Genomic DNA, 26,581 nt, shown 5'->3' on the forward strand with positions numbered 1-26,581 from the left:
ATCTACTCAGCCGCAGGTCGGATGGGCTGGATCTCCTCCGACCGCCGCCGGACCCCCAACCCACGAGCCGCGGATTCAGTCCGTTCAGGCGAAGTTGACGGTCCGGCAGGCCAAAAATGAACGTTTCGGCAGGTCAGAGGCCTGCATGGTGGGGCGGGTGGGACTCGAACCCACGGCCGACGGATTATGAGTCCGCTGCTCTAACCGGCTGAGCTACCGCCCCATGCGGCGTGTCGCGTACACCTGTGCGCGCCGTCTGCCGCAGCATAGCCGCTCATACGATCTCCTGCTTCGGCATGGTCGACTTCGCACGGCGCCCACGGCCTTAGGACCGCGCAGCGCTCCGCACGGTTCCCCGGGACATGAAAAAGGACCCCTACGGGGTCCTCGTTCAGCATGCTCTCCCGACTGGACTCGAACCAGTAACCTGCCGGTTAACAGCCGGCTGCTCTGCCAATTGAGCTACGGAAGATCGAAGCTCCCCCGACTGGACTCGAACCAGTAACCTGCCGGTTAACAGCCGGCTGCTCTGCCAATTGAGCTACGGAGGAACGCCTCGTTGCATCGAACGTTGCTCCCTGGGTATTCGCCAGGGGGCGGGCGCTCTCTGCGACACATACATTAGCGCAAGCAGGGGGGTGCTCCGCCAATCGGTTCCCCCCGGCACCGACACCACGCCTTGGACCAACACACGGGAAGGGTGGCCGCCATGCGCTACCGGCTCACGTTCGTCGTCGGGCTCGCTCTGGGTTACGTGCTGGGCACGAAGGCCGGACGCGAGCGCTACGAGCAGTTGAAGAAATCCGCGCGTCAGGTCGCGCAGAACCCCGCCGTCCGCAACAGCGCCGAGTCGGCCGCCCAGCAGGGCCGCCAGTTCGCGGGCAAGGCGTACCAGGCGGTGAGCGACAAGGTCGGCGACCGGGTCCCGGACTCGGTGGCCCAGCGCGTGCGGTCCCTGCGCGAGCGCAACACGAACGGCACCGCCGAGGACGACTGGGGCACGAGCAACCCGTAGGGGGCCTCCACGACACCGGGGACACCCCCTCCCGCAGGGATGCGGGGCTGTGACATGTGCGGCTCCGCCGCGCGGGCGCGACCAGCCAGGACGCGCCCGCGACCGTCACTTCGCCCGCACCCCTGCGGCGCCCGTGGCCCGGACCGGTGCGGCAGTACGGCAGAATTTTGGCCATGGGGATAGTCGCCGGGTTGGACAGTTCGCCCGAATTCACTCGTATCGTCGTCTGCGACACGGACACCGGTGCCGTGCTCAGGCAGGGCTATGCGCCGCATCCGATGGAGAACGCCGACAGCGGACGGCCCTCCGACGTCGATCCGCAGGCCTGGCTGCTGTCCCTCGGTGAAGCCGCCGGCGGCGGGCTGCTGGAAGGCGTGCAGGCCATCGGCGTGTCCGCGCAGCAGAACGCGGTGGTGCCGCTGGACTCCCAGGGCAACACGGTGCGGCCGGCGATGGTCGGCGGTGACAAGCGGGCCCAGGTCGCGGCGGCCGATCTGGCCGACGCGCTCGGCGGGCGCGAGGCGTGGGCGCAGGCGGTGGGCTGTGTGCCGCAGGCCGCGCAGCCGGTGACCAAGCTGCGCTGGCTCGCCAGGACCGAGCCCGACGCCGCCCAGCGCACCGCCGTGCTCCTCCAGGCCCACGACTGGCTGGTGTGGCAGTTGCTCGGCCGGCCGGTGAGAAGAACCACGGACCGCGGTGGCGCCTCCGGGACCGGGTACTGGTCGGCCGCCACCGGTGGCTACCGGCCCGATCTCGTCGAGCTGGCGCTCGGTCACCAGGTGATGCTGCCCGAGGTGATCGGTCCCGCCGACGCGGCCGGTACGACCCCCGAGGGGCTGCTGATCTCCGCCGGGACCGGCGAGACGATGGCCGCCGCCTTCGGGCTGGGGATCGGGCTGGGCGACGCGGTGGTGTCGCTCGGCGCCTCCGGGTCCGTGATGGCCGTGCACCCCGAGGCGCTCGTCGACCAGAGCGGGATGATCACCTCCCTGGCCGACGCGACCGGGATGCACCTGCCCGTCGTCACCACGCTGAACGCCGTACGGACCCTGCGCGGGGCCTCCGAGATGCTCGGGCTGGGCGACCTGGAGAGTCTGTCGGAGCTGGCGATGAAGTCGACGCCGGGGGCTCACGGACTCGTCCTCCTCCCCTATCTGGAGGGGGAGCGGACGCCCCAGCTGCCGCACGCCGCCGGGACGCTGTCCGGGCTGCGGCGGGAGTCGATGCGGCCGGAGCATCTGGCGCGGGCCGCGTTCGAGGGCATGCTGTGCGGGCTCGCCGACGCGCTCGACGTGCTGCGCGGGCGCGGTGTGGACGTGCGGCGGGTCTTCCTGCTCGGGCCGGCCGCCGAGCTGCCCGCCGTGCAGGCCTCGGCGCCCGCGCTGTTCGGCGCGCAGGTCGTCGTGCCGCAGCCCGCGGACTACGCGGCGATCGGGGCCGCCCGGCAGGCCGCCTGGGCGCTCGGGGTGTCGCAGGGCACCCTGGACCCGCGCAACCCGCCGGCCTGGCAGGGCGCGGCGGCGCAGGTGCTGGAGCCCGGCGAGGAGCTGGCGGTGGGGCAGGCGGTGCGGCAGCAGTTCGTGTCGGTGCGGGAGCAGACACATCCGGGGGCGTTCCGGCCGTAGCGGAATGTGAGAGACCGGTAGGAGCCGTACCGATGAGGCGGGACGAAGCACTGCTGTCGGCTTAATCGGTTGAGGTAACGCGGGTGGAGTGTCCGACGATAGGGGCCAGGGGCAACCAACCGCCCCACCGCCGACTCCGAGAGACACAGCGTGCTCATACGACTGCTGCGGACCTATCTCAGGCCCTACAGGAAACCCATCGCCCTGCTGGTGCTGCTGCAACTCCTGCAGACCTGCGCCAGCCTCTACCTGCCCACGCTGAACGCGGACATCATCGACAACGGTGTCGTGACCGGGGACACCGGCTACATCCTGAACTACGGCGCCGTGATGATCGGCGTCTCGCTGGTGCAGGTCGTGTGCAACATCGGTGCCGTGTACTACGGCGCCAGGACCGCCTCGGCGCTCGGCCGGGACGTACGGGGCGCCGTCTTCGACCGGGTGCAGTCCTTCTCGGCCCGGGAGGTCGGCCAGTTCGGCGCGCCCTCGCTGATCACCCGTACGACCAATGACGTCCAGCAGGTCCAGATGCTGGCCCTGATGACGTTCACGCTGATGGTGTCGGCGCCCATCATGTGCGTGGGCGGGATCGTGCTGGCGCTCGGCCTGGACGTACCGCTGTCCGGGGTACTGGTCGCGGTCGTCCCGGTGATGGGCGTCTGTGTGACGCTGATCATCCGCCGGCTGCGTCCGCTGTTCCGGTCCATGCAGGTGCGGCTGGACACGGTGAACCGGGTGCTGCGCGAGCAGATCACCGGCAACCGGGTCATCCGGGCGTTCGTGCGCGACGAGTACGAGCAGCAGCGGTTCCGGAAGGCCAACGCCGACCTGACCGACATGGCGATGGGCACCGGCAACCTGCTGGCGCTGATGTTCCCCATGGTGATGACGGTGGTGAACCTGTCGTCGATCGCCGTGGTGTGGTTCGGCGCGCACCGCATCGACGGCGGCCAGATGCAGATCGGTGATCTGACCGCGTTCCTCGCCTATCTGATGCAGATCGTGATGTCCGTGATGATGGCCACCTTCATGTTCATGATGGTGCCGCGCGCGGAGGTGTGCGCCGAGCGCGTCGAGGAGGTGCTGGACACCTCCTCCAGCGTGGTCCCACCGGCCGCCCCGGTGCGGGAGCTGCGCCGGCACGGGCATCTGGAGCTGCGGGGCGCCGGGTTCCGCTACCCGGGGGCCGAGGAGCCGGTGCTGAAGTCGGTCGACCTGGTGGCGCGGCCGGGTGAGACGACCGCCGTGATCGGCTCCACCGGCAGCGGCAAGTCCACGCTGCTGGGGCTGGTGCCGAGGCTGGTCGACGCGACCGACGGGGAGGTGCTCGTCGACGGCGTGGACGTGGCGACCATCGACCCGGTCCTGCTGGCGCGGACGGTCGGGATGGTGCCGCAGAGGCCGTACCTGTTCGCGGGCACGGTCGCGACCAACCTGCGCTACGGCAACCCCGACGCCACCGACGAGGAGCTGTGGCACGCGCTGGACGTGGCGCAGGCCAAGGACTTCGTCGAGCGGCTGGAGGGCGGGCTCGACGCGCCGATCGCGCAGGGCGGCACCAACGTGTCGGGCGGTCAGCGGCAGCGGCTCGCCATCGCCCGCACCCTCGTGCGGCGGCCGGAGATCTACCTCTTCGACGACTCCTTCTCCGCGCTGGACTACGCCACCGACGCGGCCCTGCGGGCGGCGCTCGCCCAGGAGACCGCCGAGGCGACCGTCGTGATCGTCGCCCAGCGGGTGTCCACCATCCGCGACGCCGACCGGATCGTCGTCCTCGACGAGGGCCGGGTCGTCGGCACCGGCACCCACCGCGAACTGATGGCGGACAACGAGACCTACCGGGAGATCGTGCTCTCCCAGCTGACGGAAGCGGAGGCTGCCTGATGGCGGGGCCGGCAGGGCGGATGATGGCCGGGACCGGACCCGACCACCACTCGATGGACTTCAAGGGGTCGGGCAAACGGCTCGTCGCCCGCTTCGGGCCCGAGCGGCTGACGATCTACGGGCTGCTGTTCTGCGTGGTGGTGAGCGTCGGGCTGTCGGTGGTGGGGCCCTACATCCTCGGCAAGGCGACCGACCTGGTCTTCGCCGGGATCATCGGGCGGGACATGCCGGCCGGGGCCTCCAAGGAGGAGGTGCTGGCGTCGATGCGGGAGCGGGGTGACGGGGCCGTCGCCGACATGCTCCGCAGCACCGACTTCACCCCCGGCGAGGGCATCGACTTCGACGCCGTCGGACGGGTGCTGCTGATCGCGCTCGTCGTGTTCCTGGCGGCCGGGCTGCTGATGGCGGTGGCGACCCGGCTGGTGAACCGGGCGGTCAACCGGACGATGTACCGGATGCGCGAGGACGTGCAGACCAAGCTGTCGCGGCTGCCGCTGTCGTACTTCGACAAGCGGCAGCGCGGTGAGGTGCTGTCCCGGGCCACCAACGACATCGACAACATCGGGCAGACGCTCCAGCAGTCGATGGGCCAGCTGATCAACTCGGTGCTCACCATCGTCGGTGTGCTGGTGATGATGTTCTGGGTGTCGTGGATCCTCGCGCTGGTGGCGCTGGTGACCGTGCCGTTGTCGTTCGTGGTCGCCACCCGCGTCGGCAAGCGCTCGCAGCCGCACTTCGTGCAGCAGTGGCGTTCCACCGGCAAGCTCAACGCGCACGTGGAGGAGATGTACACCGGGCACGCCCTGGTGAAGGTGTTCGGGCGGCAGGAGGAGTCGGCCGCGCGGTTCGCCGAGCAGAACGAGGCGCTGTACGAGGCCGGGTTCAGGGCGCAGTTCAACAGCGGGGTCATGCAGCCGCTGATGATGTTCGTGTCGAACCTGAACTACGTGCTGGTCGCGGTCGTCGGCGGGCTGCGGGTGGCGTCCGGTGCGATGTCCATCGGCGATGTGCAGGCCTTCATCCAGTACTCGCGGCAGTTCTCGATGCCGCTGACGCAGGTCGCGTCGATGGCGAACCTGGTGCAGTCGGGGGTCGCCTCGGCCGAGCGGATCTTCGAACTCCTGGACGCGGAGGAGCAGGGGGCGGATCCGGTGCCGGGTGTGCGGCCGGAGGAGCTGCGCGGGCGGGTGGCGCTGGAGCACGTGTCGTTCCGCTACGACCCGGAGAAGCCGCTCATCGAGGATCTGTCGCTGACGGTGGAGCCGGGGCACACGGTCGCGATCGTCGGCCCGACGGGAGCCGGCAAGACGACCCTGGTGAACCTGCTGATGCGGTTCTACGAGGTGTCCGGCGGACGTATCACCCTCGACGGTGTCGACATCGCGCGGATGTCCCGGGACGAGCTGCGGTCCGGGATCGGCATGGTGCTCCAGGACACCTGGCTGTTCGGCGGCACGATCGCGGAGAACATCGCGTACGGCGCCGCGCGGGAGGTCACGCGCGGGGAGATCGAGGAGGCGGCGCGGGCGGCTCACGCGGACCGGTTCGTCCGGACGCTGCCCGACGGGTACGACACCGTGATCGACGACGAGGGCAGTGGGGTCAGCGCCGGGGAGAAGCAGCTCATCACCATCGCGCGGGCGTTCCTGTCCGACCCGGTGATCCTGGTGCTGGACGAGGCGACGAGTTCCGTCGACACCCGGACGGAGGTGCTGATCCAGAAGGCGATGGCGAAGCTCGCGCACGGGCGGACGTCGTTCGTCATCGCACACCGGCTGTCGACGATCCGGGACGCGGACACGATCCTGGTGATGGAGAACGGGTCGATCGTCGAGCAGGGCACGCACACGGATCTGCTCGCGGGCGGCGGGGCGTACGCCCGGCTGTACAAGGCGCAGTTCGCGCAGGCGGTGGCGGAGGTGGACTAGGGGGTGGACCAACGGGTTCGTTCGCTCCCGCCGCCCCTTCCCGTCCCTGGGGGCTGCGCCCCCAGACCCCCGCTTCGGCCCTGAAGGAGCCTCGTCCGCAAGCGCCGGACGGGCTGAGGAATCAGCCTCTCCGGCGTTCGAGGAAGCCCCCGAGGGATCAGTCCAGGTAGCCGCGGAGTTGGTCGGCGAAGGCGTGGTCGCGGAGTTTGTTGAGGGTTTTGGACTCGATCTGGCGGATGCGTTCGCGGGTGACGCCGAAGATGCGGCCGATCTCCTCCAGCGTGCGCGGGCGGCCGTCCGCCAGGCCGTAGCGGAGCTGGACGACCTTGCGCTCGCGCTCGCCCAGGGTGGACAGGACCGCCTCCAGATGCTCGCGGAGCAGCAGGAACGCCGCCGACTCGACCGGGCTGGCCGCGTCGCCGTCCTCGATGAGGTCGCCGAGGGCCACGTCGTCCTCCTCGCCCACGGGGGCGTGCAGGGACACCGGTTCCTGGGCCAGCCGCAGGACCTCGCTGACCCGCTCCGGCGGCAGGTCGAGGTGGGCGGCGACCTCCTCCGGCGTCGGCTCGTAGCCCCGTTCCTGGAGCATCCGGCGCTGGACCCGGACCACCCGGTTGATCAGCTCGACCACGTGGACCGGGACGCGGATGGTGCGGGCCTGGTCGGCGAGGGCGCGGGACATGGCCTGGCGGATCCACCAGGTGGCGTACGTGGAGAACTTGTAGCCGCGGGCGTAGTCGAACTTCTCCACCGCCCGGATCAGGCCCAGGTTGCCCTCCTGGACCAGGTCGAGCATGGTCAGGCCGCGGCCGACGTACCGCTTGGCCACCGACACGACCAGCCGCAGGTTCGCCTCGATCAGGCGGCGCTTGGCCATCCGGCCCATGACGACGAGCTTGTCCAGGTCGAGGGCGAGCTCGCTGTCCAGGTCGGAGGCGAGCCTCAGCTTCTCCTCGGCGAACAGGCCGGCCTCGACGCGGCGGGCGAGTTCGACCTCCTCGGCCGCGGTGAGCAGTGGGATGCGGCCGATCTCCCGCAGGTACTGGCGGAACAGGTCCGAGGACGGTGCCCCGGTGTCGGCCTTGTGGCGGACCGGCTCGGGGGGCTCGACGGCCTCGGTGTTCTCGGCGTGCCCGGTGTTCCCGGCCTCGTCGGCGGGCGGTTCCGGCAGCTCGGCCGGGATGCCGGGCTCCGCCTCGGGGTGGTGCCCGGCACGGCTCTGCGGCGGGACCGCGCCGAGTACGCCGGTCTCCGTGTCCGGTTCCGTGTCGTCCGTACTGACGTCGGTCTGGGCGAGGGTATGGGCGAGGGTCTGGGTCTGCACGGGGGCGACCTCCAGGATGATCGCTGCTGAGGTGTGCGGCAGCGCTGCTTCGAGGGCGGAGTCGGCGGCCTCGCCGCTGTCCGTCCCGTACGCGATGAGCGGAACCGCGGGGGTGTGGGACCCGTTGGGGACGGATCGACCGCGCTCCGAGGACTCAGGCACCGGAACCCAGTGTGGAGTACGACACATCACCGCCACGAGGGGCGTGCGGTGACTTTTTGCGGCCGGACCGTGACCGCACGGTCACCTGCCCGACGCGATCCCTCAGAGAGCTGCGGCTCCCTGCTCGCGCAGTGCCTGGTCGTACTGCTGGAGCACCCACAGTTCGTTCTGCACCGCGGCCGACTGGGCCGGGTCGCCGTGCGAGCCGAGGCGGGTCAGCGTGGACTGGATGTCGCGGACGCGGCGGTCGACCGCCCGGCGGCGGACCGTGACGAGCTGGTCGCCCGCGTAGCTCTCGTCGACGGTCTTACGCAGGATCGCCTCGACCGCCAGCTCCGTGACCATGGCGCGGACGGCGTCGTCGGGGGCCGCGTCGCGGACCCGGACCAGGTACTCCTGCGGGTCCTGTGTGCCGTACTCCGCACCGCCCGCGTCCATGATCGCCTGGCGGACGGCGGCGTAGGGCGGGGCGGTGAACTCGTCGATGCCGTACGCGTCGAACGCCGGGGAGACCAACTCAGGCCGCTGGAGGGCGAGTTTGAGGAGTTCGCGTTCGGTGGCGTAGACCGGGTTGCGCAGGTTCAGGGCGGCGCCGTAGGCGGTGGGGCGCGAGGTGGTGTCGTACTGCCGCTGTCCGTCGCGGGCGGCCGGCGCCGGGCCCTTGCCGCCGCGGTCGCGGGCCCAACGGGCCAGCTGGGACACGCGCTTGACGACGAACTGGGTGTCGAGGATGCCGAGCATGCCGGCGAGTTGCACGGCGACCTCGTGCTGGGCGCCGGTGTTCTTGATGCGGGCGACGACCGGGGCGGCCTCGTCGAGGGCGGCCGCCCGGCCCGCCGGGGTGTCGAGGTCGTAGCGGCCGACGATCTGGCGCAGCGCGAACTCGAAGAGCGGGGTGCGGGGTTCGACCAGGTCGGCGACCGCCTCGTCGCCCTTGGCCAGGCGCAGGTCGCAGGGGTCCATGTTGTCCGGCGCGATGGCGATGTACGTCTCGGCGGCGAACTTCTGGTCGTCCTCGAAGGCGCGCAGGGCCGCCTTCTGGCCGGCCGCGTCGCCGTCGAAGGTGAAGATCACGCGGGCCGAGCCGTTGTCCATGAGGAGGCGGCGGAGGATCTTGATGTGGTCGGTGCCGAAGGCGGTGCCGCAGGTCGCGATGGCCGTGGTGACCCCGGCGAGGTGGCAGGCCATGACGTCGGTGTAGCCCTCGACCACCACCGCGCGGCTGCTCTTGGCGATGTCCTTCTTCGCCAGGTCGATGCCGTAGAGCACCTGGGACTTGCGGTAGATCGCGGTGTCGGGCGTGTTGAGGTACTTCGGGCCGTTGTCCGCCTCGTACAGCTTGCGGGCGCCGAAGCCGACGACCTCGCCGCCGATGTCGCGGATCGGCCACATCAGCCGGCCGCGGAAGCGGTCGATGGGGCCGCGGCGGCCCTCCTGAGACAGGCCGGAGAGGACGAGTTCCTTGTCGCTGAAGCCCTTGCCGCGCAGGTGGCGGGTGAGGTGGTCCCAGCCCTGGGGGCTGTAGCCGACGGAGAAGTGCTCGGCGGCGGCCTGGTCGAAGCCGCGGTCGGCGAGGAACGCGCGGCCGGTGTCGGCCTCCGGGCTGGTGGCCAGCTGCTCCATGTACCACTGGGCGGCGATCTTGTGGGCCTCGACCAGGCGGATCCGCTCGCCGCGCTGGTGGGAGGGGTTGTACCCGCCCTCCTCGTAGCGCAGGGTGATGCCGGCCTGGCCGGCGAGGCGCTCGACCGCCTCGGAGAAGGAGAGGTGGTCGACCTTCATCACGAACGTGATGGTGTCGCCGCCCTCCTGGCAGCCGAAGCAGTGGAAGAGACCCTTGCTGGGGCTGACCTGGAAGGACGGCGACTTCTCGTCGTGGAACGGGCACAGCCCCTTGAGGTTGCCGCCGCCCGCGTTGCGCAGCTGGAGGTACTCGGACACCACGGCGTCGATCGGGACCGCGTCCCGTACCGCCTTCACGTCCTCGTCGTTGATCCGTCCTGCCACGCGTGAATTCTACGGTGGTGGACTGACAGCGGTGACGACTAGGACCTCGTGCTGCCCACGTCGGCCAGCGGGACGTGCGGGTCGGCGAGGGCCTCGGTGTCCACCGGGGCCTGGGAACGGATCAGCTGCTGAACGGGCTCTGTGACGTCCCACACGTTCACGTTCATCCCGGCCAGTACCCGGTTCTCCTTCAGCCAGAACGCGATGAACTCCCGCTTGCCCGCGTCGCCCCGGATCACCACCTGGTCGTACGTGCCCGGGGGCGCCCAGCCGGAGTACTCCATGCCCAGGTCGTACTGGTCGGAAAAGAAATAGGGCACGCGGTCGTAGGTGAGGTCGTGGCCGAGCATGGCGCGGGCCGCCGCCGGGCCGCCGTTGAGGGCGTTGGCCCAGTGCTCGACGCGCAGCCGGGTGCCGTAGCGGGGGTGCGGGAAGGCGGCCACGTCACCGGCGGCGTGGATGTCCGGGTCGGAGGTGCGCAGCCGGCCGTCGACCGCGATGCCGCCGCCGTGCGCGCGGTCGGCCAGCTCCAGGCCCGCCGCCTCCGCGAGAGCGGTCCGCGGGGCCGCGCCGACCGCCGCGAGGATGTCGTGCGCGGGGTGTTCCTCGCCGTCGTCGGTGCGGGCGGCCAGCACCATGCCGTCCTGGCCGACGATCTCGGTCAGCCGCGCGCCGAAGTGGAACCGGACGCCGTGCTCCCGGTGCAGCTCGGTGAAGATCTGGCCCAGCTCGGGGCCGAGGGCCCCGTGCAGCGGGGTCGGCTCCGGTTCGACGACGGTGACCTCGGCGCCGTACTCACGGGCGGCCGCCGCGATCTCCAGGCCGATCCAGCCGGCGCCCGCGATCACGAGGTGGCCGTTGTCCCGGCCCAGGGCGGCGAGGACGCCCTTGAGGCGTTCGGCGTGGGAGAGGCGGCGCAGATGGTGGACGCCCGCGAGGTCGGTGCCCGGCACGTCCAGGCGGCGGGGCTCGGCGCCGGTCGCCAGGAGCAGCTTGTCGTAGCGGACGACGGTGCCGTCCTCGCCGAAGCGGACCGTCCTGACCTCGCGGTCGATGGCGTCGACGGTCTGGCCGAGGTGCAGCTCGATGTCGTTGCGCGCGTACCAGGCGGGCTCGTGCACGAAGACGCTGTCGCGGTCCTCCTTGCCGAGCAGGTAGCCCTTGGACAGGGGCGGGCGCTCGTAGGGGTGGTCGCGTTCGTCGCAGATCAGTATCACGCGGCCGGTGAAGCCCTCCGCTCGGAGCGTCTCGGCCGCCTTCGCGCCGGCGAGACCGCCTCCGACGATGACGAATGTCTGATCCGCGTCGACCACTTGATGCCTCCTCGTAAGGATGTCGCCATGTGCGAGCGTCCCGCACGGAGTGTGATGCGGGAAGAGGGAGTGGCCCGATCAGGCCACGGAGGGTCACATTCGGGCGCGATCGATGTCACTTCCGTCTCGCGCGCATCACGTCCGCCCGCTCAGACGAGCGTGAAGCGAACGCGCGGACGCGTCGGTGAGGGACGCGATCTGATCGACGATCACCCGCTTGCGGGCCCGGTCGTCCGGCGCCCGGTCGAACAGCGCCCGGAACTGCGGGTCGAGGCCGTGGGGCGCGCGGGCGGTGAGCGCCTCGGCCAGTTCGGCGACCACGACCCGCTGGTCGGCGCGCAGCAGCTCCTGTTCGGCGCGCTGCATGACGTACCGGTCGGCGACCGCCTTGAGGACCGCGCACTCCAGCCGGATCTCCCGGGGTACGACGAGTTCGGCGCCGTATCTCGTCAGCCGGCCGGTGCCGTACGCGGCGCGGGTGGCGGCCTCGGCGGCGAGGCAGAAGCGGCCGATGAGCTGGCTGGTGGCGTCCTTGAGGCGGGCCTGGGCGACGGCCGAGCCGTCGTAGCCGTGCGGCCACCACTCCTGGTCCTGGAGCCGGTCGAGGGCGGCGGCGAGTTCGGCGGGGTCGGTGTCCGCGGGGACGTACCGGCCGACGGCGACCGCGAAGACCGCCTGGCGTTCCGGTTCGGCGTGCAGGCAGTTGGGGTCGATGTGGCCGGCGTGCAGGCCGTCCTCGACGTCGTGCACGGAGTACGCCACGTCGTCGGACCAGTCCATGACCTGGGCCTCGAAGGTGATGCGGCTGTCGGGGGCGCCCTGGCGGAGCCAGTCGAACACCGGGCGGTCGTCCTCGTAGACGCCGAACTTGGGGGACGCGGGGTCCGTGGGGTGGGCGCCTCGGGGCCAGGGGTACTTGGTGGCGGCGTCCAGGGTGGCCCGGGTGAGGTTGAGGCCGACGGAGCCCTCGGCGGTGAAGCGCTTGGGCTCGATGCGGGTCAGGATCCGCAGGGACTGGGCGTTGCCCTCGAAGCCGCCGCAGTCCTCGGCGAACTCGTTCAGGGCCTGTTCGCCGTTGTGACCGAAGGGCGGGTGGCCGAGGTCGTGGGAGAGACAGGCGGCCTCGACCAGGTCGGGGTCGCAGCCGAGGGCGGCGCCGAGTTCGCGGCCGACCTGGGCGCACTCCAGGGAGTGGGTCAGGCGGGTGCGGGGACTGGAGTCCCAGACCTGGCTGCGGGTGCCGGGCGTCACCACCTGGGTCTTGCCGGCGAGCCTTCTGAGGGCGGAGGAGTGGAGTACGCGGGCTCGGTCGCGTTGGAAGGCGGTGCGGCCCGGGCGTTTGTCGGGTTCCGCGGCCCAGCGGGCCGCTGAGGTGGGGTCGTAGCCGGGGGGTGGGTCGTGGTGCGTGCCTTCCATGCCTCGACAGTACGGGGAGGGGCTGACAAACCGCGTATGCCGCTGCCGGGTTCCGGTGTGTGGCCGGTGCGGGTGCCAGGTGGCCGGCCGCGCCGTTTCCCGCGCCCTGGGTGGGTCACGCCTCCCGGGGCTTCACGCCGAGGCCAGTTGCGGTTGCGTGGTCACCGCGGCCGCCAGGGCCTGGTCGTAGCGGTGCAGGACGAGGTGGGCCATCGCCGGGTGGGTGCCCAGGGGGGCCGAGGCCAGCCACGGGGCCTTCTCGGCGCACTGGGTGGCGAACAGGCCGGGGGCGGTGAAGTAGGAGGCGACGGCGACCCGGTGGCGGCCCTGGGCCGCGAGGGCGCGGATCGCGGTGTCCACGGTGGGCGTCGCCGCGGAGGCGTACGCGGGGACGACCGGGACGCCGAGGCGCTCCGCCAGCAGCTGGGCCGTGCGGCCGGTGTCCACCGCCGCCTCCGGGTCGCGGGAGCCGGCCGCGGCGAGGACGACCGCGCTGGCGCGGCGGGTGGCCTCGGTCATGCGCGGGCGCCAGCCGGCCTCGACGAGACGGCCGTACAGGGCCTCCACGAGCAGCGGGTGCGGGCCGAGCGGGGCGGCGAGACGGGTGCGGGCCGGTGCGGCCGCCGCCATCTCGGGGATGTCCCGCTTGACGTGGTAGCCGCGGCTGAGGAGCAGCGGTACGAGGACGGCGTCGCCGGTGCCGAGGGAGGCGAGCGTGCCGGGCAGCAGCGGCTCGTTCAGCTCGATGTGGCCGAGGTGGACGGGCAGACCCGGACGCAGGTCGCGGACGCGGTCCAGGAGCGCGTGGACGGTGCTCAGCGTGCGTGGGTCACGGCTGCCGTGCGCCACCACGACGAGGGCGGGCGGTTCGGGGCGCTGCCTGCCGTCGAGGGAGACGAGGCCGAGCTGGGTGGCGAGCTGGCTGCTGATCCGGTTCATGAGGTGCGCCGTACTGTCGAGGAGGGTCGTGGACTCGTCGCGAAGAGCTGTCGACTTGCGCGTCGCCGTCATGCACCGATGGTGGCGGCGGGAGGTTGCCTCCCCATTGCACAGGAATGACGGGTCTTTTCCGAGGGTTCACCATGGGGTACAGGGGGTGTGTGAGGTGCTGTGACCTGCGGTTTCATGGTACGAAGTGAAGCCGGTCACGTCACGGACGGTGAACCGCGGGGCCTTGCATGACGTCTCTCACTGTCGAGACGCCGACCGGGAGGACCCGATGCCACTGCCGAAGCCGCGCCGGCCCCGTCTGCCGCGTACCCGGACCGGGCGGCGGCGGCTGGTGCAGGCCGTGATGGCCGGGTGCGTGCTGGCGCTGCTGCCGGCCACCTGGCTGTACGTCGGGACCGGCGACCGGCTGCGCACGACGGCCGACGTGCCGCGCACCGAGGTCGCCGTCGTCTTCGGCGCGGGCCTGTGGGACGGGGAGCCGTCGCCGTATCTCGCCCACCGGCTGGACGCGGCGGCCACGCTGTACCGGGAGGGCCGGATCGAGGTCGTCCTCGTCACCGGCGACAACAGCCGCGAGGAGTACGACGAGCCCGACGCGATGCGCGCCTACCTCACGCGGCACGGGGTCCCGGACGCGCGGATCGTGAGCGACTACGCGGGTTTCGACACGTGGGACTCCTGCGTCCGCGCGAAGAAGATCTTCGGTGTCGAGGAGGCCGTGCTGATCAGCCAGGACTTCCACATCCGGCGGGCCCTCGCGCTGTGCCGGGCGGCGGGCGTCTCCTCGTACGGCGTCGGGGTCGCCGCCGAGCACGACGTGACCTGGTACTACGGGGGCACGCGGGAGCTCTTCGCGGCGGGGAAGGCCGCGCTGGACGTGGTGTTCCGGCCGGATCCGCGGTTCCTGGGGCCGAGGGAGCCGGGCGTGGCGCGGGCGTTGGCGGCGCCGCGCGGATAGGGCGGCGGATCGACCGGCGGGCGGGCCGCCCCGGGCCTCACGGTGGCCGGGCGGCCACGAGGAGGTCGCCGTCCCGGCCGTGTAACACGCAGCCGCCCGGCGCGTAACACGGGCGAAGCACGCTGAGCAGCATGCAGAACTCCGTGACGCCCACGCACTGCCCTTACTGCGCCCTGCAGTGCGGGATGAACCTGACGCCGGCGCCGGACGGGACCGTCGAGGTCGGTGAGCGTACGGACTTCCCGGTGAACCGGGGTGCGCTGTGCGGCAAGGGCCGTACGGCGCCGGCGGTGCTCTCGTCCCGGGTGCGGCTGACCTCCCCGCTGGTGCGCTCCGGGGGCACCCTGGTGCCGGCCTCCTGGGAGGAGGCGCTGGACCGGATCGCCGAGGGGCTGTCCCGCACACGCAGGGACCATGGCCCGGACGCGTGCGGGGTGTTCGGCGGGGGCGGCCTGACCAACGAGAAGGCGTACACGCTGGGCAAGTTCGCACGGGTGGTGCTGGGCACCTCGCAGATCGACTACAACGGGCGCTTCTGCATGTCGTCCGCGGCGGCGGCCGGGATCAAGGCCTTCGGCCTGGACCGCGGTCTGCCGTTCCCGCTGGAGGACATCCCGAGGACGGGCTGTGTGATCCTCGTCGGTTCCAACCTCGCGGAGACCATGCCGCCGGCCCTGCGGTTCTTCAGCGAGCTGCGGGAGAACGGCGGCACCCTGATCGTCATCGACCCGCGCCGCACCAGGACCGCCGAGCAGGCCGACCTGCACCTGGCGCCCCGCCCGGGGACGGATCTCGCGCTGGCGCTCGGCCTGCTCCACCTGGTGGTCGCCGAGGGCCGGGTCGACGAGGCGTACGTCGCCGAGCGCACGGCCGGCTGGGAGGACGCCCGGGCGGCGGCGATGGCGCACTGGCCGGAGTACGTGGAACGGATCACGGGGGTGTCCGTTCCACAGCTCCGGGAGACCGTGCGGATGTTCTGCGAGCCGGAGCACGCGATGGTGCTCACCGCCCGGGGCCCCGAGCAGCAGTCCAAGGGCACGGACACCGTGGGCGCGTGGATCAACCTGTGCCTGGCCACCGGCCGGGCGGGGCGCCCGCTGTCCGGGTACGGCTGTCTGACCGGGCAGGGCAACGGGCAGGGCGGACGCGAACACGGGCAGAAGGCCGACCAGTTGCCCGGCTACCGCAAACTGGACGACCCGGCGGCCCGCCGCCATGTCGCCGAGGTGTGGGGCGTGGACCCGGACAGCCTGCCCGGGCCGGGGCGCAGCGCGTACGAGCTGCTGGACGCGCTGGGTTCGGACATCAAGTCGCTGCTGCTGATGGCGTCGAACCCGGTGGTGTCGGCGCCGCGCGCCGCGCACATCGAGGAGCGCATCAGGTCGCTGGACTTCCTGGCGGTCTGCGACGTGGTGCTGTCGGAGACGGCGGCCCTCGCGGACGTCGTCCTGCCGGTCACGCAGTGGGCGGAGGAGACGGGCACCGTGACCAACCTGGAGGGCAGGGTGCTGCTGCGCAAGCAGGCGATCAGCCCGCCCGAGGGCATCCGCAGCGACCTGGAGGTCATGCACGAACTGGCCGGCCGGCTCGGCGTGGAGAAGGGCTTCCCGACCGACCCGGAGGAGGTCTTCGAGGAGCTGCGCCGAGCCAGCGCGGGCGGTCCCGCGGACTACTCCGGGATCACGTACCGGAGGCTGGCGGAGGAGAACGGCGTGTTCTGGCCGTGCCCGGCACTCGACCCCGGCGACAGCGAGGACGCCTCGCTGGACGCCCGCGGACACGACGACCCGGCGCAGGACGACGGCGTCCTCGGCGGCGCGCACCCGGGCACGCCCCGGCTGTTCCTCGACCGCTTCGCCACCCCGGACGGCCGGGCCCGGTTCGTGCCCGTCTCGCACCGGGCCATCGCCGAGGAGCCCGACGCCGAGTACCCGGTCCTGCTGACCACCGGCCGGGTGGTGGCGCAGTACCAGTCCGGCGCCCAGACCCGCCGCGTGGACGAGCTGAACGCCGCCGCGCCCGGCCCGTTCGTGGAGCTGCACCCCCGGCTGGCGGAGCGGCTCGGCGCGGCCGAGGGCGACCCGGTGGCCGTGGTCTCCCGGCGGGGCCGGGCGGTGGCACCGGCCCGGATCACGACGTCGATCCGCCCCGACACGGTCTTCATGCCCTTCCACTGGCCCGGCGAGGGCCGCGCCAACACCCTCACCAACCCGGCCCTGGACCCGACCTCGCGGATGCCGGAGTTCAAGGCGTGCGCGGTGCGGCTGGAGGCGGTCCGCGCGTGACGGCCCGGGGGTGACGCTCCGCGGGCGCCGGCTGCCGAAGGCCGGCGTCGACCGTCGCACAGCAGTCGACGAGGCCGGTCGCGGGCCCCGGCCGGTCGCGGCCGTCCCCCGGGACAGGACGGCCGTCACCCGTTCACACCCGCGCGCCACACCCTTCGGCACCTCTTTCGCGCCACCCCGCCCAGACCCCCGTGACCAGCCGAAACACCACCCGGATCGGCCCTCGGCGCCCGGTGTCTGACACCCATTCACCCTATTTCTGACGCTCCCTCAGGAAGCGGTCCGGGCCCGCTGCCCCTTTCCTCGAAAGGGCAGTCCCCCACCGAAGAAGCTCAAGGGAGCACCGATGCGACGTACCGCCCGCCTGCTGACCGGCACCGCGCTCGCCGTGGCCGCCGCGGGCCTCGGCGCCGCCCCCGCGTCCGCCGACGACACCGCCGGTCTGCGGGTGTACCCGTCCTCGGCCGTGCCCGGCGGGCAGGTCACGGTGAACACGGCGGGCTGCGGGGACGGCGGTACCGCGGGCGGTGACGCCAGCGCGGTGGGCGCCGGTGCCTTCACACTGGCGCCGGGCACGCACGAGGGCGAGGCGAGCGGGCGGTTCCGGGTGCCGCCGAGCGCGCAGCCGGGGACGTACGAGATCGTCGCGACCTGCGCGGAGGACGGCCGGCGGGTGACGGGGGACCTGGTCGTCACGCTGACGTCCCCGCGCGAGCAGGTGTATCCCCGGGGAAGTGTCAAGACGGGGGTCGGCGGCGCGTTGGGCCCCGATCCCGTACGGACCGCGGCCGGTGTGGCGGCTCTCGCCGTCGCCGCCGCGGGCGGTACCTGGCTCCTGCATCGCCGGGCGAGAGGCGACGGGATCTGACGGACACCCTCCGCTGTCCGTCCGCCGGTACCGCGTGTCCCCTCCCCCTCCGGGTCCGACGCCCCTCGCGGCCCGGAGGGGGAGCGGACCAGCCAGTAGAGCCAGTCAGAGAGGGGTCGCCATGCGCAGGGTCGGCAACGCCGCCATGGCGGGCGTCACCGCGGTCGCCCTGTGGACCGGGGCCTGGCTGCTGCGCAGCGGCGCTGAGACGCACCCCCCGCCGCAGCCGTCCGCCGCGCAGGCGCACGCCGGCCGCGGCGCCGGGCGGCCCGCGGCGCCGGACGCGCCCGCGCTGCCGCCCTCCCCGCCCGACCGGATCCGCATCCCCGCGATCCGGGTGGACGCCCCCCTGACGGGTCTCGGGCTCACCCCGTCCGGCAGCCTCGACGTCCCGCCCGCCGCGCGCGAGAACCTCGCCGGCTGGTACGAGGCCGGCACCACGCCCGGGGAGACGGGCACCGCGATCGTCGCCGGGCACGTCGACAACGCCGACGGTCCCGCCGTCTTCTACCGCCTCGGCGCGCTGAGGAAGGGCGCCGCCATCGAGGTGGACCGGCGGGACGGCACGGTCGCCGTCTTCACCGTGCACGCGGTCGAGGTGCACGGGGCGAGGAACTTCCCCGACGAGAAGGTGTACGGGGCGTCCGCGCGGCCCGAGCTGAGGGTGATCACCTGCGGCGGCGGCTACTCACGGACCACCGGCTATCAGGGCAACGTCGTCGTCTTCGCGCACCTGACGGACACCCGCTGAGCCGACAGCCGCCGGGCCGTCCAGGATGTTCGTCCGCCCCCAGGCCCCCAGCGGTCCCAGCGCGTCGTTCAGGGACACCCCCCGAGGCGTCAGCGAGTACTCCACCCTCGGCGGTACCTCGTCGTACGCCTCCCGGTGCACGATGCCGTCCGCCTCCAGTTCCCGCAGCTGTGCCGCGAGCACCTTCTCCGTCACACCGGGCAGTTCCCTGCGCAGTTCGCCGAAACGGCACGGGCGCACGTGCAGCGCCCACAGGATCAGCACCTTCCACTTGCCGCCGATCACGTCCATCGCCGCGTCGATCCCGCAGACGTACGCCCCCGGCCGCCGTACGGTCGTCATACCGTCCTCCCTGCCTGGACTCTTTCCCCGTGGTAACCACCCACTCCGAAGTACGTACTTGAGCAGGCCGTTCCCTGCGACGAGCCTAATCGCCATGACCGACAACGCACCCGTCTCCCGTACGCCCGTCTCCCTTCTCGGCGCCGGTGCCATGGGCACCGCCCTGGCCCGCGCCTGGCTCGCCGCCGGACACCCCGTCACCGTCTGGAACCGCACCCCCGCCCGCGCCCGGGCCCTGGCCGCCGACGGCGCGACCGTCGCCGCCGGCGCCGCCGACGCGGTGGCCGCGAACCGCCTGGTGATCGCCTGCCTGCTCGACGACGCCTCGGTCGGCGAGGCCCTCGACGGCGTCGGCCTGACCGGGCGGGACCTGGTGAACCTGACCACCGGGACACCCGCGCAGGGCCGGGAGCGCGCCGCGTGGGCGACCGCGCGCGGGGCCCGTTACCTGGACGCCGGCATCATGGCCGTGCCGCCGATGATCGGGGTCGCGGACTCCGGGGCGTACGTCCTCTACAGCGGTTCCGCGGCGCTCTTCGAGGAGCACCGGGACACGCTCGCCGTCCCGGCCGGCACCCGGTACGTCGGCACGGACCCCGGCTTCGCCGCGCTGCACGACGTGGCGCTGCTGAGCGCGATGAACGGGATGTTCGCGGGCGTCGCGCACGCCTTCGCGCTGATCCGCCGGGAGGACGTCGCGCCCGGGGCCTTCGCGCCGCTGCTGGTGTCATGGCTCACCGCGATGGCGCCGGCCGCGCACCAGGCCGCCGACCAGCTGGAGAGCGGCGACTACCGCAAGGGGGTCGTCTCCAACCTCGCGATGCAGGTCGCGGGGAACGCCACGCTGCTGCGCACGGCCGAGGAGCAGGGCGTGAGCGCGGAGTTGCTGAGGCCGTACCTGGACCTGATGGCCCGCCGCCTCGCCGACGGGCACGGCGACGAGGACGGCACGGGAGTGATCGAACTGCTCGACCTGCGGCGGGCCCGCCCGGCTGCCTAGTGCCGCGGCAGGCAACGTTCGCCCCGTCGGGCAAACGTTGCCTGCCGCGGCACTAGGCCAGCCACTGCTCGTAGGCCAGGTTCGCCACCAGCGCGAACACCACGGTCAGCAGCACGAACCGGACGAAGCCGCTGCCCTGCTTCAGGGCCGTGTGCGCGCCCAGGGTGCCGCCCGCCAGGTTGAAGAGGGCCATGAGTGCGGCCAGTTGCCACAGGACCGTGCCCTGCCAGGCGAAGGTGGCCAACGCGCCCGCGTTGGTGCAGCAGTTGACGATTTTGGCGGTGGCGGAGGCGGTCACCAGGTCGAGGTGGAGGACCGCGGTGAGCGCCAGCACCAGGAACGTCCCGGTGCCGGGGCCGATGAGACCGTCGTAGAAGCCGATGCCGAGTCCGGCGAGGCCGATGGCCGCGAGGATCTGGCGGCGGGTGGCCGGGCCGGCGGCGGGGGCGGTGCCGAAGGCGGGCCGCAGGATCACGAAGGCGGCGACCGCGAGCAGCACCACCATGATGACCGGCTTGAGCACCTCCGTGCTCATCCCGGCGGCGAAGAAGGCCCCGCCCGACGAGCCCGCGAGGGCGGCGAGGCCGATGCGGACGGCGGTCCGCACGTCCACGGGGGCCTTGCGGGCGTAGGTGACGGCCGCGCCCGTGGTGCCGACGATGGCCACCGCCTTGTTGGTGCCGAGCGCGTACGCGGCCGGGGTGCCGGCCGGCAGCCCGAGCAGGAGCACCGGCAGCAGCAGGAGCCCTCCGCCGCCGACCACGGCGTCGATCCAGCCGGCCGCGAGGGCGGCGAGGCAGAGCAGAACGACCATGGTCAGCGATATCTCGGGCATGATCGCGACCCTAGGGACGGAATGAGTGCAGCGTCCACGGACCTGAGGGAGTTCTGAGGTTCGGCCGGGCCGGGCAGCTGTCGGTACCGGGGGCGGTGTCGGAGTGAGCGGTGTCGGGGGTCGGTCCGTGGGACGCACGCCACATTCGCCGGCGCAGCGGGCTCCGGGTACGTCAGCCGCGCCCACCCCGGTGGCCGCCGCCGCGGTCACGGGGACGCCCGGGCTCCGGTCGCGGCTGGCCGCCGGAGGGGCGGAACCGGGATGTTCCGGACGGTGTCCGTCGCCGGCCCCTTCGCGCGTGAGCTGGTCGGATCCGGCCCAGGGAGGCCCCTCCCCGCCGCCGGTCGTAGACGATGTCCGCTGCACGGATACCGGAAGTCCCGGGGGCCCGGCCCGGGCGCGCCGGGCCCACCTCACAGCGCTCTCCGGCACCCCCTCCGAACCCTCACACCCGTCCGCGTCCCTCGCTGAGGGCAGCGTTCCTCGCGGGAAACAGTCGTGATGCGACCGGGTAACACCGGCACCGCAGGCTCGTGGACATGACCTCGAATACGCGTGTGGTGGTGATCGGAGCCGGCCTCGCGGGCGCCCGTCTCGCCCGGCGGCTCGGTGAGCTCGGCACGCCGGTGACGCTCATCGGCGAGGAGGAGCACCGCCCGTACAACAGGGTGCTCCTCGCCGAAGTGCTGGCCGGACGCTACAGCCCCGAGGTGATCGCCCTGCCGGCCCCCGCCGGGCTGACCCGCGCGCGGGTCACCGGCATCGACCGGGCCGGGCGGACCGTGGAGTGCGCGGACGGTTCGACGATCGCGTACGACACCCTGGTCCTGGCCACCGGGTCCAACCCCGTGCTGCCGCCGCTGCGCGGCCTGTTCACCCCCGACCACGAACTGCCGGACGGCGTCCACGCCTTCCGCACCATGGACGACTGCCTGGGCCTGTCCAAGGCGGTCCGGCCGGGGGTGAAGGCGGTCGTCATCGGCGGCGGACTCCTCGGGGTCTCGGCGGCCCGGGCACTCGCCCTGCGCGGCGCCCAGGTCATGCTCGCCCAGCAGTCCGAGCGGCTGATGGAGCGTCAGCTCGACCCGTCGGCCTCCAAGCTGGTCCGCCGGCACCTGAAGGACCTCGGCGTGGAGATCCACACCGAGTGCCGGGTACGCGACGTGCGCTGCGTCGGCGGCGCGGTCCGCTCGGTCGAGATGGCCGACGGATACGCCCTCGACGCCGACCTGGTGGTCGTCGCCTGCGGGGTCTCCCCGCGCGTGGGGCTCGCCCAGGTCGCCGGTCTGGACGTGCGCAAGGGAATCGTCGTCGATGACGAACTCCGTACGTCCGACCCGCACATCCGGGCCGTCGGCGACTGCGCGCAGCACGACGGAACGGTGTACGGGCTGGCCGCCCCCGCCCTGGAACAGGCGGACGCGCTGGCCGAGTTGCTCGCGGGTGACGCGGGCGACCCCGCTGCCCGCTACACCGGCACCCGTTCCCTGACCCGGCTCACCCTCGCCGGGCAGACCGCCTTCGACCTCGCCGCGTTCGGCGAGACGGAGGCCCGCCCCGGTGACGACGTGGTCCAGCTCGCCGACGCCACCCGAGGCACCTACCGCAAGGTCGTCGTCCGCGACGACCGCCTGGTCGGCGGGGTCCTCGTCGGCGAACTCGGCACCGTCGGCGCGCTCGCGCGCGCCTGGGAGGGAGCAGAGCCGCTCCCCACGGGCGGTGCGCCACTGCTCCACCTGCTCACCAACGATGGAGGCTCCTGATGTCCGCGACCGCAATTGTTGGGGACCGCCCCCGCCCCACGATCGTGCTCGTCGGCCACGGCATGGTCGGCCAGCGCTTCCTCGAGGCACTCGCCGAGCGCGGCCTGACCGCCACGCACCGGGTGGTCGTGCTGTGCGAGGAGCCGCGTCCCGCGTACGACCGGGTGCAGCTCACCTCGTACTTCTCGGGCAAGACGCCCGAGGACCTGTCCATGACGGACATGGCGTTCATCGCCGACCACGGCATCGAGCTGCACGTCGGTGACCCGGCGGAGACCGTCGACCGCGCGTCGCGCACGGTGACCTCCCGGTCCGGTCTGACCGTCGACTACGACGTCCTGGTCCTCGCCACCGGCTCCTACCCGTTCGTCCCGCCGGTCCCGAACAAGGACGCCGAGGGCTGCTTCGTCTACCGCACGATCGAGGACCTCCTCGCGATCGAGGAGTACGCGAAGACCCGCGCCACGACCGGTGCGGTCGTCGGCGGCGGTCTGCTCGGCCTGGAGGCCGCGGGCGCGCTCAAGGGCCTCGGACTCAACGCCCACATCGTGGAGTTCGCGCCCCGGCTGATGCCCGTCCAGGTCGACGAGGGCGGCGGCGCCGCGCTGCTGCGCACCATCGAGGACATGGGCCTGTCCGTCCACACCGGCGTGGGGACGCAGGAGATCGTGGTCGGCGAGGACGGCGCGGTCACCGGCATGAAGCTGTCCGACGGCTCCGAACTCGCCGCCGACATGGTGGTGTTCAGCGCCGGTGTCCGTCCCCGCGACCAGCTGGCCCGCGAGAGCGGCCTCACCGTCGGCGAGCGCGGCGGCATCGCGGTCGACGAGCAGTGCCGCACGGTCAGCGACCCGCACGTGTTCGCGATCGGCGAGTGCGCGCTGGCCTCCGACGGCCGCGTGTACGGCCTGGTCGCCCCCGGCTACGAGCAGGCCGAGACGGTGGCCGCGACGATCGCCCAGGACGAGGCGGAGTTCACCGGCGCCGACCTCTCCACCAAGCTGAAGCTGCTCGGCGTGGACGTGGCCTCCTTCGGCGACGCGCACGGCACCGCCGAGGACTGCCTCGACGTGGTCTACTCCGACTCCCGTTCAGGCCTGTACAAGAAGCTGGTCATCGGCCGGGACGGCACGCTGCTCGGCGGCATCCTGGTCGGCGACGCTGAGGCGTACGGCACGCTGCGCGCGTTCACCGGGTCGGTCCCGCCGGTCTCCCCCGAGTCGCTGGTGCTGCCCGCCGGAGCCGGGGAGAGCGTGCAGCTCGGCCCGTCCGCGCTGCCGGACGAGGCGATCGTCTGCTCCTGCCACAACGTGTCCAAGGGCACGATCCGCGGCGCGGTCACCGACCACCAGTGCACGACCGTGCCCGAGGTGAAGAAGTGCACCAAGGCCGGTACCGGCTGCGGCAGCTGCGTCAAGGTCCTCGGTCAGCTGGTCACCGCCGAGCTGGAGGCCTCCGGCGTCGTGGTCGACAAGGGCCTGTGCGGCTGCTTCGCCCAGACCCGCGAGGAGCTGTACGAGATCGTCCTCGCCCTGCGCATCAACACCTACCAGGACCTGCTGGACCGCTACGGCCGCGAGGACGCCCGGGGCGGCGACGGCTGCGAGATCTGCAAGCCGACCGTCGGCTCGATCATCGCCTCCCTCGCCCCGACGATCGGCGCCAGCGGCTACGTCCTGGACGGCGAGCAGGCCGCGCTCCAGGACAGCAACGACCACTTCCTGGCGAACCTCCAGAAGAACGGCTCGTACTCGATCGTGCCGCGTATCCCCGGTGGTGAGATCACCCCGGAGAAGCTGATCGTGATCGGCGAGGTCGCCCGCGACTTCGGCCTCTACACGAAGATCACCGGCGGCCAGCGGATCGACATGTTCGGTGCCCGCGTCGAGCAGCTCCCGCTGATCTGGGCCCGCCTGGTGGACGCCGGCTTCGAGTCCGGGCACGCCTACGGCAAGTCGCTGCGCACGGTGAAGTCCTGCGTCGGCCAGACCTGGTGCCGCTACGGCGTCCAGGACTCGGTCCGCATGGCGATCGACCTGGAGCTGCGCTACCGCGGCCTGCGCTCCCCGCACAAGCTCAAGTCGGCGGTCTCCGGCTGCCAGCGCGAGTGCGCGGAGGCCCAGTCGAAGGACTTCGGCATCATCGCCACCGCCAACGGCTGGAACCTGTACGTCGGCGGCAACGGCGGCGCCACCCCGCGCCACGCGGACCTGCTGGCCCAGGACCTGTCGGACGCCGAACTGATCCGCCTGATCGACCGCTTCCTGATGTTCTACATCCGCACGGCCGACCGTCTGGAGCGCACCTCCACCTGGCTGGAGCGGATCCCCGGCGGCCTGGACCACGTCCGGGACGTGGTGGTCGAGGACTCCCTCGGCATCTGCGAGGAGCTGGAGTCCCTGATGGCGGCGCACGTGGCGGGTTACCGCGACGAGTGGGCCGAGACCATCAACGACCCCGAGAGGCTGTCCCGGTTCGTGTCCTTCGTGAACGCGCCCGACACCCCCGACCCGGTCGTCGGCTTCGTCCCCGAGCGCGACCAGATCAAGCCCGACCTGCCGCTGCTGTCCATCGGCATGCGCCCCGCCGACACCGCGCACGACGTCCTGGAAGGAAGTGCCCAGCGATGACCCTGGCACCCGAGACGACCGACCTGAAGATCCAGCTCCAGCTCGCCGGGGAGTGGTTCACCGTCTGCGACCTGAGCGCGCTGCTGCCGGGCCGCGGGGTGGCGGCACTGCTGCCCGACGGCCGCCAGGTCGCCCTCTTCCGCGACCGCGCCGGCAAGCTGTACGCCACCGACAACCGCGACCCGTTCAGCGGCGCGGCGGTCCTCTCCCGCGGCCTGACCGGCAGCCAGAAGGGCCGGCCGTTCGTCGCCTCCCCCCTGCTGAAGCAGCGGTTCGACCTGGAGACGGGGCAGTGCCTCGACGACGACGAGGTCCGCGTCACGACGTACGAGGTGCGCGCCTCGTAGCGGGCTCACGCCTTCAGCTGCTCGTACCGCACACCCGTGAGCTGCTCGGAAGCGGCCCAGAGCCGCTCCCCCGCCCTGTCGTCGCGGGTCCACGGCGCCCGCCGGGACACTCCCGGCGCCCCGCGCCACATCGCGAGGGACGGCCCGGTGAAGGAGTCGGGGCGTACGCCGGGTGCGGTCGCGGCGTACAGGGTGGGCAGGGCGCCCGCCGCGGCGGACTGGGCGAAGAACCGGTTGCCGATCTCCATGAACCGCTCGGTGGCCCTGCGCCCCGCCATCCGCGGTCCGGCGGCCTGGAGGTTCGTGGCCGCGTACCCGGGGTGGGCGGCCGCCGCGACCACGTCCGAGCCGTGCGCCGCCAGTCTGCGCGCCAGCTCGTGCGTGAACAGCAGGTTGGCGGTCTTGGAGCGGGCGTAGGCGATCCACCGGCGGTAGCGGCGCTCGCTGTTGAGGTCGGTGAGGTCGATGTCGGCCATCAGGTGCGCCGGGCTGGAGACGTTCACGACCCGTGCGCCGGGCGTGGTCAGCAGCCTGGGCAGCAGCAGCCCGGTGAGCGCGAAGTGCCCGAGGTGGTTGACGCCGAACTGCGTCTCGAACCCGTCGGCCGTCGTCCCGTACGGCAACGCCATCACGCCCGCGTTGTTGACGAGCAGGTCGAGCCGGTCGTACGGGAAGGCGTCCGCGAACTGCCGGAGCGAGGCCAGGTCGCCGAGGTCCAGGCGCAGGACCTCCAGCCTCGCGCCCGGGACCTCGGCGGACAGCCGGTCCCCCGCCTCGGTGCCCCGCGCCTCGCTGCGACAGGCGAGCACCACCCGGGCGCCGCGCCGGGCCAGCTCCCGAGCGGTGGCGTACCCGATGCCGCTGTTGGCTCCGGTGACCACGGCGATCCGGCCGCTCTGGTCGGGGATGTCCTTCGCGCTCCAGCCGGGCATGGCCGACCTCCCTTGGATGACGAGGAGGCTCAGCCTACGAGCGGTGGACGCTCCGTGTAATCGTCCGGAAGGGCGCGTGTCCCGGCCGGGCGGCGCCGCCGGGAGACAGCGCTGCCGCCCCCGGGAGGGCACGGTCACCGCCCGCCATGTGGACCGTACGCCGACTTCACATCGCGTCCATGACACATCCATCCCGCGCCCCTAGGGTCCGACCGCGCGACCCCGCCGCCGACCGGTGGCGGGCC

At 72.4% G+C, this 26,581-nt stretch carries 20 protein-coding genes and 3 tRNA genes; 12 read left to right on the top strand and 11 right to left on the bottom strand.

Annotated elements, in window-relative coordinates; translation table 11 throughout:
- Positions 1–146: 146 nt before the first annotated feature.
- The 3 genes from QQS16_RS15270 to QQS16_RS15280 form a co-directional block, all read right to left on the bottom strand.
- Positions 147–223: transfer RNA gene (locus tag QQS16_RS15270), tRNA-Ile, on the bottom strand.
- A 176-nt stretch (positions 224–399) separates the two neighbouring features.
- Positions 400–472 (bottom strand) — tRNA-Asn (locus QQS16_RS15275).
- Between the two features lie 6 nt (positions 473–478).
- A tRNA-Asn gene (locus tag QQS16_RS15280) sits at positions 479–551 on the bottom strand.
- Positions 552–709: 158 nt separating this feature from the next.
- On the opposite strand from QQS16_RS15280, the gene QQS16_RS15285 reads away from it, so the two are divergent.
- The 4 genes from QQS16_RS15285 (at position 710) to QQS16_RS15300 (ending at position 6,452) form a co-directional block, all read left to right on the top strand.
- Positions 710–1,015, top strand: a complete 306-nt coding sequence (locus QQS16_RS15285; protein ID WP_286062222.1) for a YtxH domain-containing protein — start codon at positions 710–712, stop codon at positions 1,013–1,015.
- 173 nt (positions 1,016–1,188) lie between these two features.
- The gene (locus QQS16_RS15290; protein ID WP_286062223.1) at positions 1,189–2,640 is read left to right on the top strand and encodes a xylulokinase; all 1,452 of its coding nucleotides are present in this window, start codon (positions 1,189–1,191) and stop codon (positions 2,638–2,640) included.
- Between the two features lie 150 nt (positions 2,641–2,790).
- The gene (locus tag QQS16_RS15295; RefSeq protein ID WP_286062224.1) at positions 2,791–4,524 is read left to right on the top strand and encodes an ABC transporter ATP-binding protein; all 1,734 of its coding nucleotides are present in this window, start codon (positions 2,791–2,793) and stop codon (positions 4,522–4,524) included.
- Positions 4,524–6,452, top strand: a complete 1,929-nt coding sequence (locus QQS16_RS15300; RefSeq protein WP_286062225.1) for an ABC transporter ATP-binding protein — start codon at positions 4,524–4,526, stop codon at positions 6,450–6,452. Before QQS16_RS15295 ends, QQS16_RS15300 begins: the two co-directional genes overlap by 1 nt.
- Before the next feature lie 157 nt (positions 6,453–6,609).
- Here QQS16_RS15300 and QQS16_RS15305 read toward each other — a convergent pair whose 3' ends face one another.
- From QQS16_RS15305 to QQS16_RS15325, 5 genes are all read right to left on the bottom strand, one after another.
- The gene (locus tag QQS16_RS15305) at positions 6,610–7,938 is read right to left on the bottom strand and encodes an RNA polymerase sigma factor (protein ID WP_286062226.1); all 1,329 of its coding nucleotides are present in this window, start codon (positions 7,936–7,938) and stop codon (positions 6,610–6,612) included.
- A 102-nt stretch (positions 7,939–8,040) separates the two neighbouring features.
- Entirely contained in the window at positions 8,041–9,945 is a 1,905-nt protein-coding gene (dnaG, locus tag QQS16_RS15310; RefSeq protein ID WP_286062227.1) for a DNA primase, read from the bottom strand.
- A gap of 38 nt (positions 9,946–9,983) precedes the next feature.
- On the bottom strand, positions 9,984–11,258 hold the full coding sequence (locus tag QQS16_RS15315) for an NAD(P)/FAD-dependent oxidoreductase (RefSeq protein ID WP_286062228.1): 1,275 nt from the start codon (positions 11,256–11,258) through the stop codon (positions 9,984–9,986).
- Between the two features lie 135 nt (positions 11,259–11,393).
- Positions 11,394–12,674, bottom strand: a complete 1,281-nt coding sequence (locus QQS16_RS15320) for a deoxyguanosinetriphosphate triphosphohydrolase (protein WP_286062229.1) — start codon at positions 12,672–12,674, stop codon at positions 11,394–11,396.
- A gap of 132 nt (positions 12,675–12,806) precedes the next feature.
- Positions 12,807–13,685, bottom strand: a complete 879-nt coding sequence (locus QQS16_RS15325) for a sirohydrochlorin chelatase (protein ID WP_502963788.1) — start codon at positions 13,683–13,685, stop codon at positions 12,807–12,809.
- Positions 13,686–13,893: 208 nt separating this feature from the next.
- Between QQS16_RS15325 and QQS16_RS15330 the strand changes: the two genes are divergently transcribed.
- The 4 genes from QQS16_RS15330 to QQS16_RS15345 all read left to right on the top strand — a co-directional run bounded on the left by QQS16_RS15330 (position 13,894) and on the right by QQS16_RS15345 (position 18,487).
- A complete protein-coding gene (locus tag QQS16_RS15330) occupies positions 13,894–14,583 on the top strand; it encodes a SanA/YdcF family protein (protein ID WP_286062230.1) in 690 nt (229 codons plus the stop codon).
- Between the two features lie 131 nt (positions 14,584–14,714).
- Entirely contained in the window at positions 14,715–16,868 is a 2,154-nt protein-coding gene (locus QQS16_RS15335; protein WP_286062231.1) for a molybdopterin oxidoreductase family protein, read from the top strand.
- 346 nt (positions 16,869–17,214) lie between these two features.
- A complete protein-coding gene (locus QQS16_RS15340) occupies positions 17,215–17,736 on the top strand; it encodes a hypothetical protein (RefSeq protein WP_286062233.1) in 522 nt (173 codons plus the stop codon).
- 121 nt (positions 17,737–17,857) lie between these two features.
- Positions 17,858–18,487: a class F sortase gene (locus tag QQS16_RS15345; protein WP_286062234.1), complete on the top strand. Its 630-nt coding sequence runs from the start codon at positions 17,858–17,860 to the stop codon at positions 18,485–18,487.
- Here the strand turns inward: QQS16_RS15345 and QQS16_RS15350 are convergent.
- Entirely contained in the window at positions 18,425–18,829 is a 405-nt protein-coding gene (locus tag QQS16_RS15350; RefSeq protein WP_286062235.1) for a winged helix-turn-helix transcriptional regulator, read from the bottom strand. The two genes, QQS16_RS15345 and QQS16_RS15350, sit on opposite strands and share 63 nt — an antisense overlap.
- A gap of 94 nt (positions 18,830–18,923) precedes the next feature.
- Between QQS16_RS15350 and QQS16_RS15355 the strand changes: the two genes are divergently transcribed.
- Positions 18,924–19,829 (top strand): NAD(P)-dependent oxidoreductase, encoded by a 906-nt coding sequence (locus QQS16_RS15355; protein WP_286062236.1) that lies wholly within the window; start codon positions 18,924–18,926, stop codon positions 19,827–19,829.
- Positions 19,830–19,881: 52 nt separating this feature from the next.
- Here QQS16_RS15355 and QQS16_RS15360 read toward each other — a convergent pair whose 3' ends face one another.
- Positions 19,882–20,664, bottom strand: coding sequence for a sulfite exporter TauE/SafE family protein (locus QQS16_RS15360; RefSeq protein ID WP_286062237.1), 783 nt, complete (start codon positions 20,662–20,664; stop codon positions 19,882–19,884).
- Positions 20,665–21,203: 539 nt separating this feature from the next.
- Between QQS16_RS15360 and QQS16_RS15365 the strand changes: the two genes are divergently transcribed.
- The 3 genes from QQS16_RS15365 to nirD are packed head-to-tail and all read left to right on the top strand — an operon-like array spanning position 21,204 to position 25,404.
- Positions 21,204–22,427 carry an NAD(P)/FAD-dependent oxidoreductase gene (locus tag QQS16_RS15365; protein ID WP_286062238.1) on the top strand — a complete coding sequence of 408 codons (1,224 nt, stop codon included), beginning with the start codon at positions 21,204–21,206 and terminating at the stop codon, positions 22,425–22,427.
- Complete coding sequence (gene nirB, locus QQS16_RS15370) at positions 22,427–25,057, top strand: nitrite reductase large subunit NirB (protein WP_286062240.1); 2,631 nt, start codon at positions 22,427–22,429, stop codon at positions 25,055–25,057. The genes QQS16_RS15365 and nirB overlap by 1 nt, the downstream gene beginning before the upstream one ends.
- Complete coding sequence (gene nirD, locus QQS16_RS15375) at positions 25,054–25,404, top strand: nitrite reductase small subunit NirD (protein ID WP_286062242.1); 351 nt, start codon at positions 25,054–25,056, stop codon at positions 25,402–25,404. The genes nirB and nirD overlap by 4 nt, the downstream gene beginning before the upstream one ends.
- Before the next feature lie 5 nt (positions 25,405–25,409).
- Here nirD and QQS16_RS15380 read toward each other — a convergent pair whose 3' ends face one another.
- Positions 25,410–26,336, bottom strand: coding sequence for an oxidoreductase (locus QQS16_RS15380; RefSeq protein WP_286062243.1), 927 nt, complete (start codon positions 26,334–26,336; stop codon positions 25,410–25,412).
- Positions 26,337–26,581: the final 245 nt, after the last annotated feature.

Source organism: Streptomyces sp. ALI-76-A (genome assembly GCF_030287445.1).
Classification (GTDB): domain Bacteria; phylum Actinomycetota; class Actinomycetes; order Streptomycetales; family Streptomycetaceae; genus Streptomyces.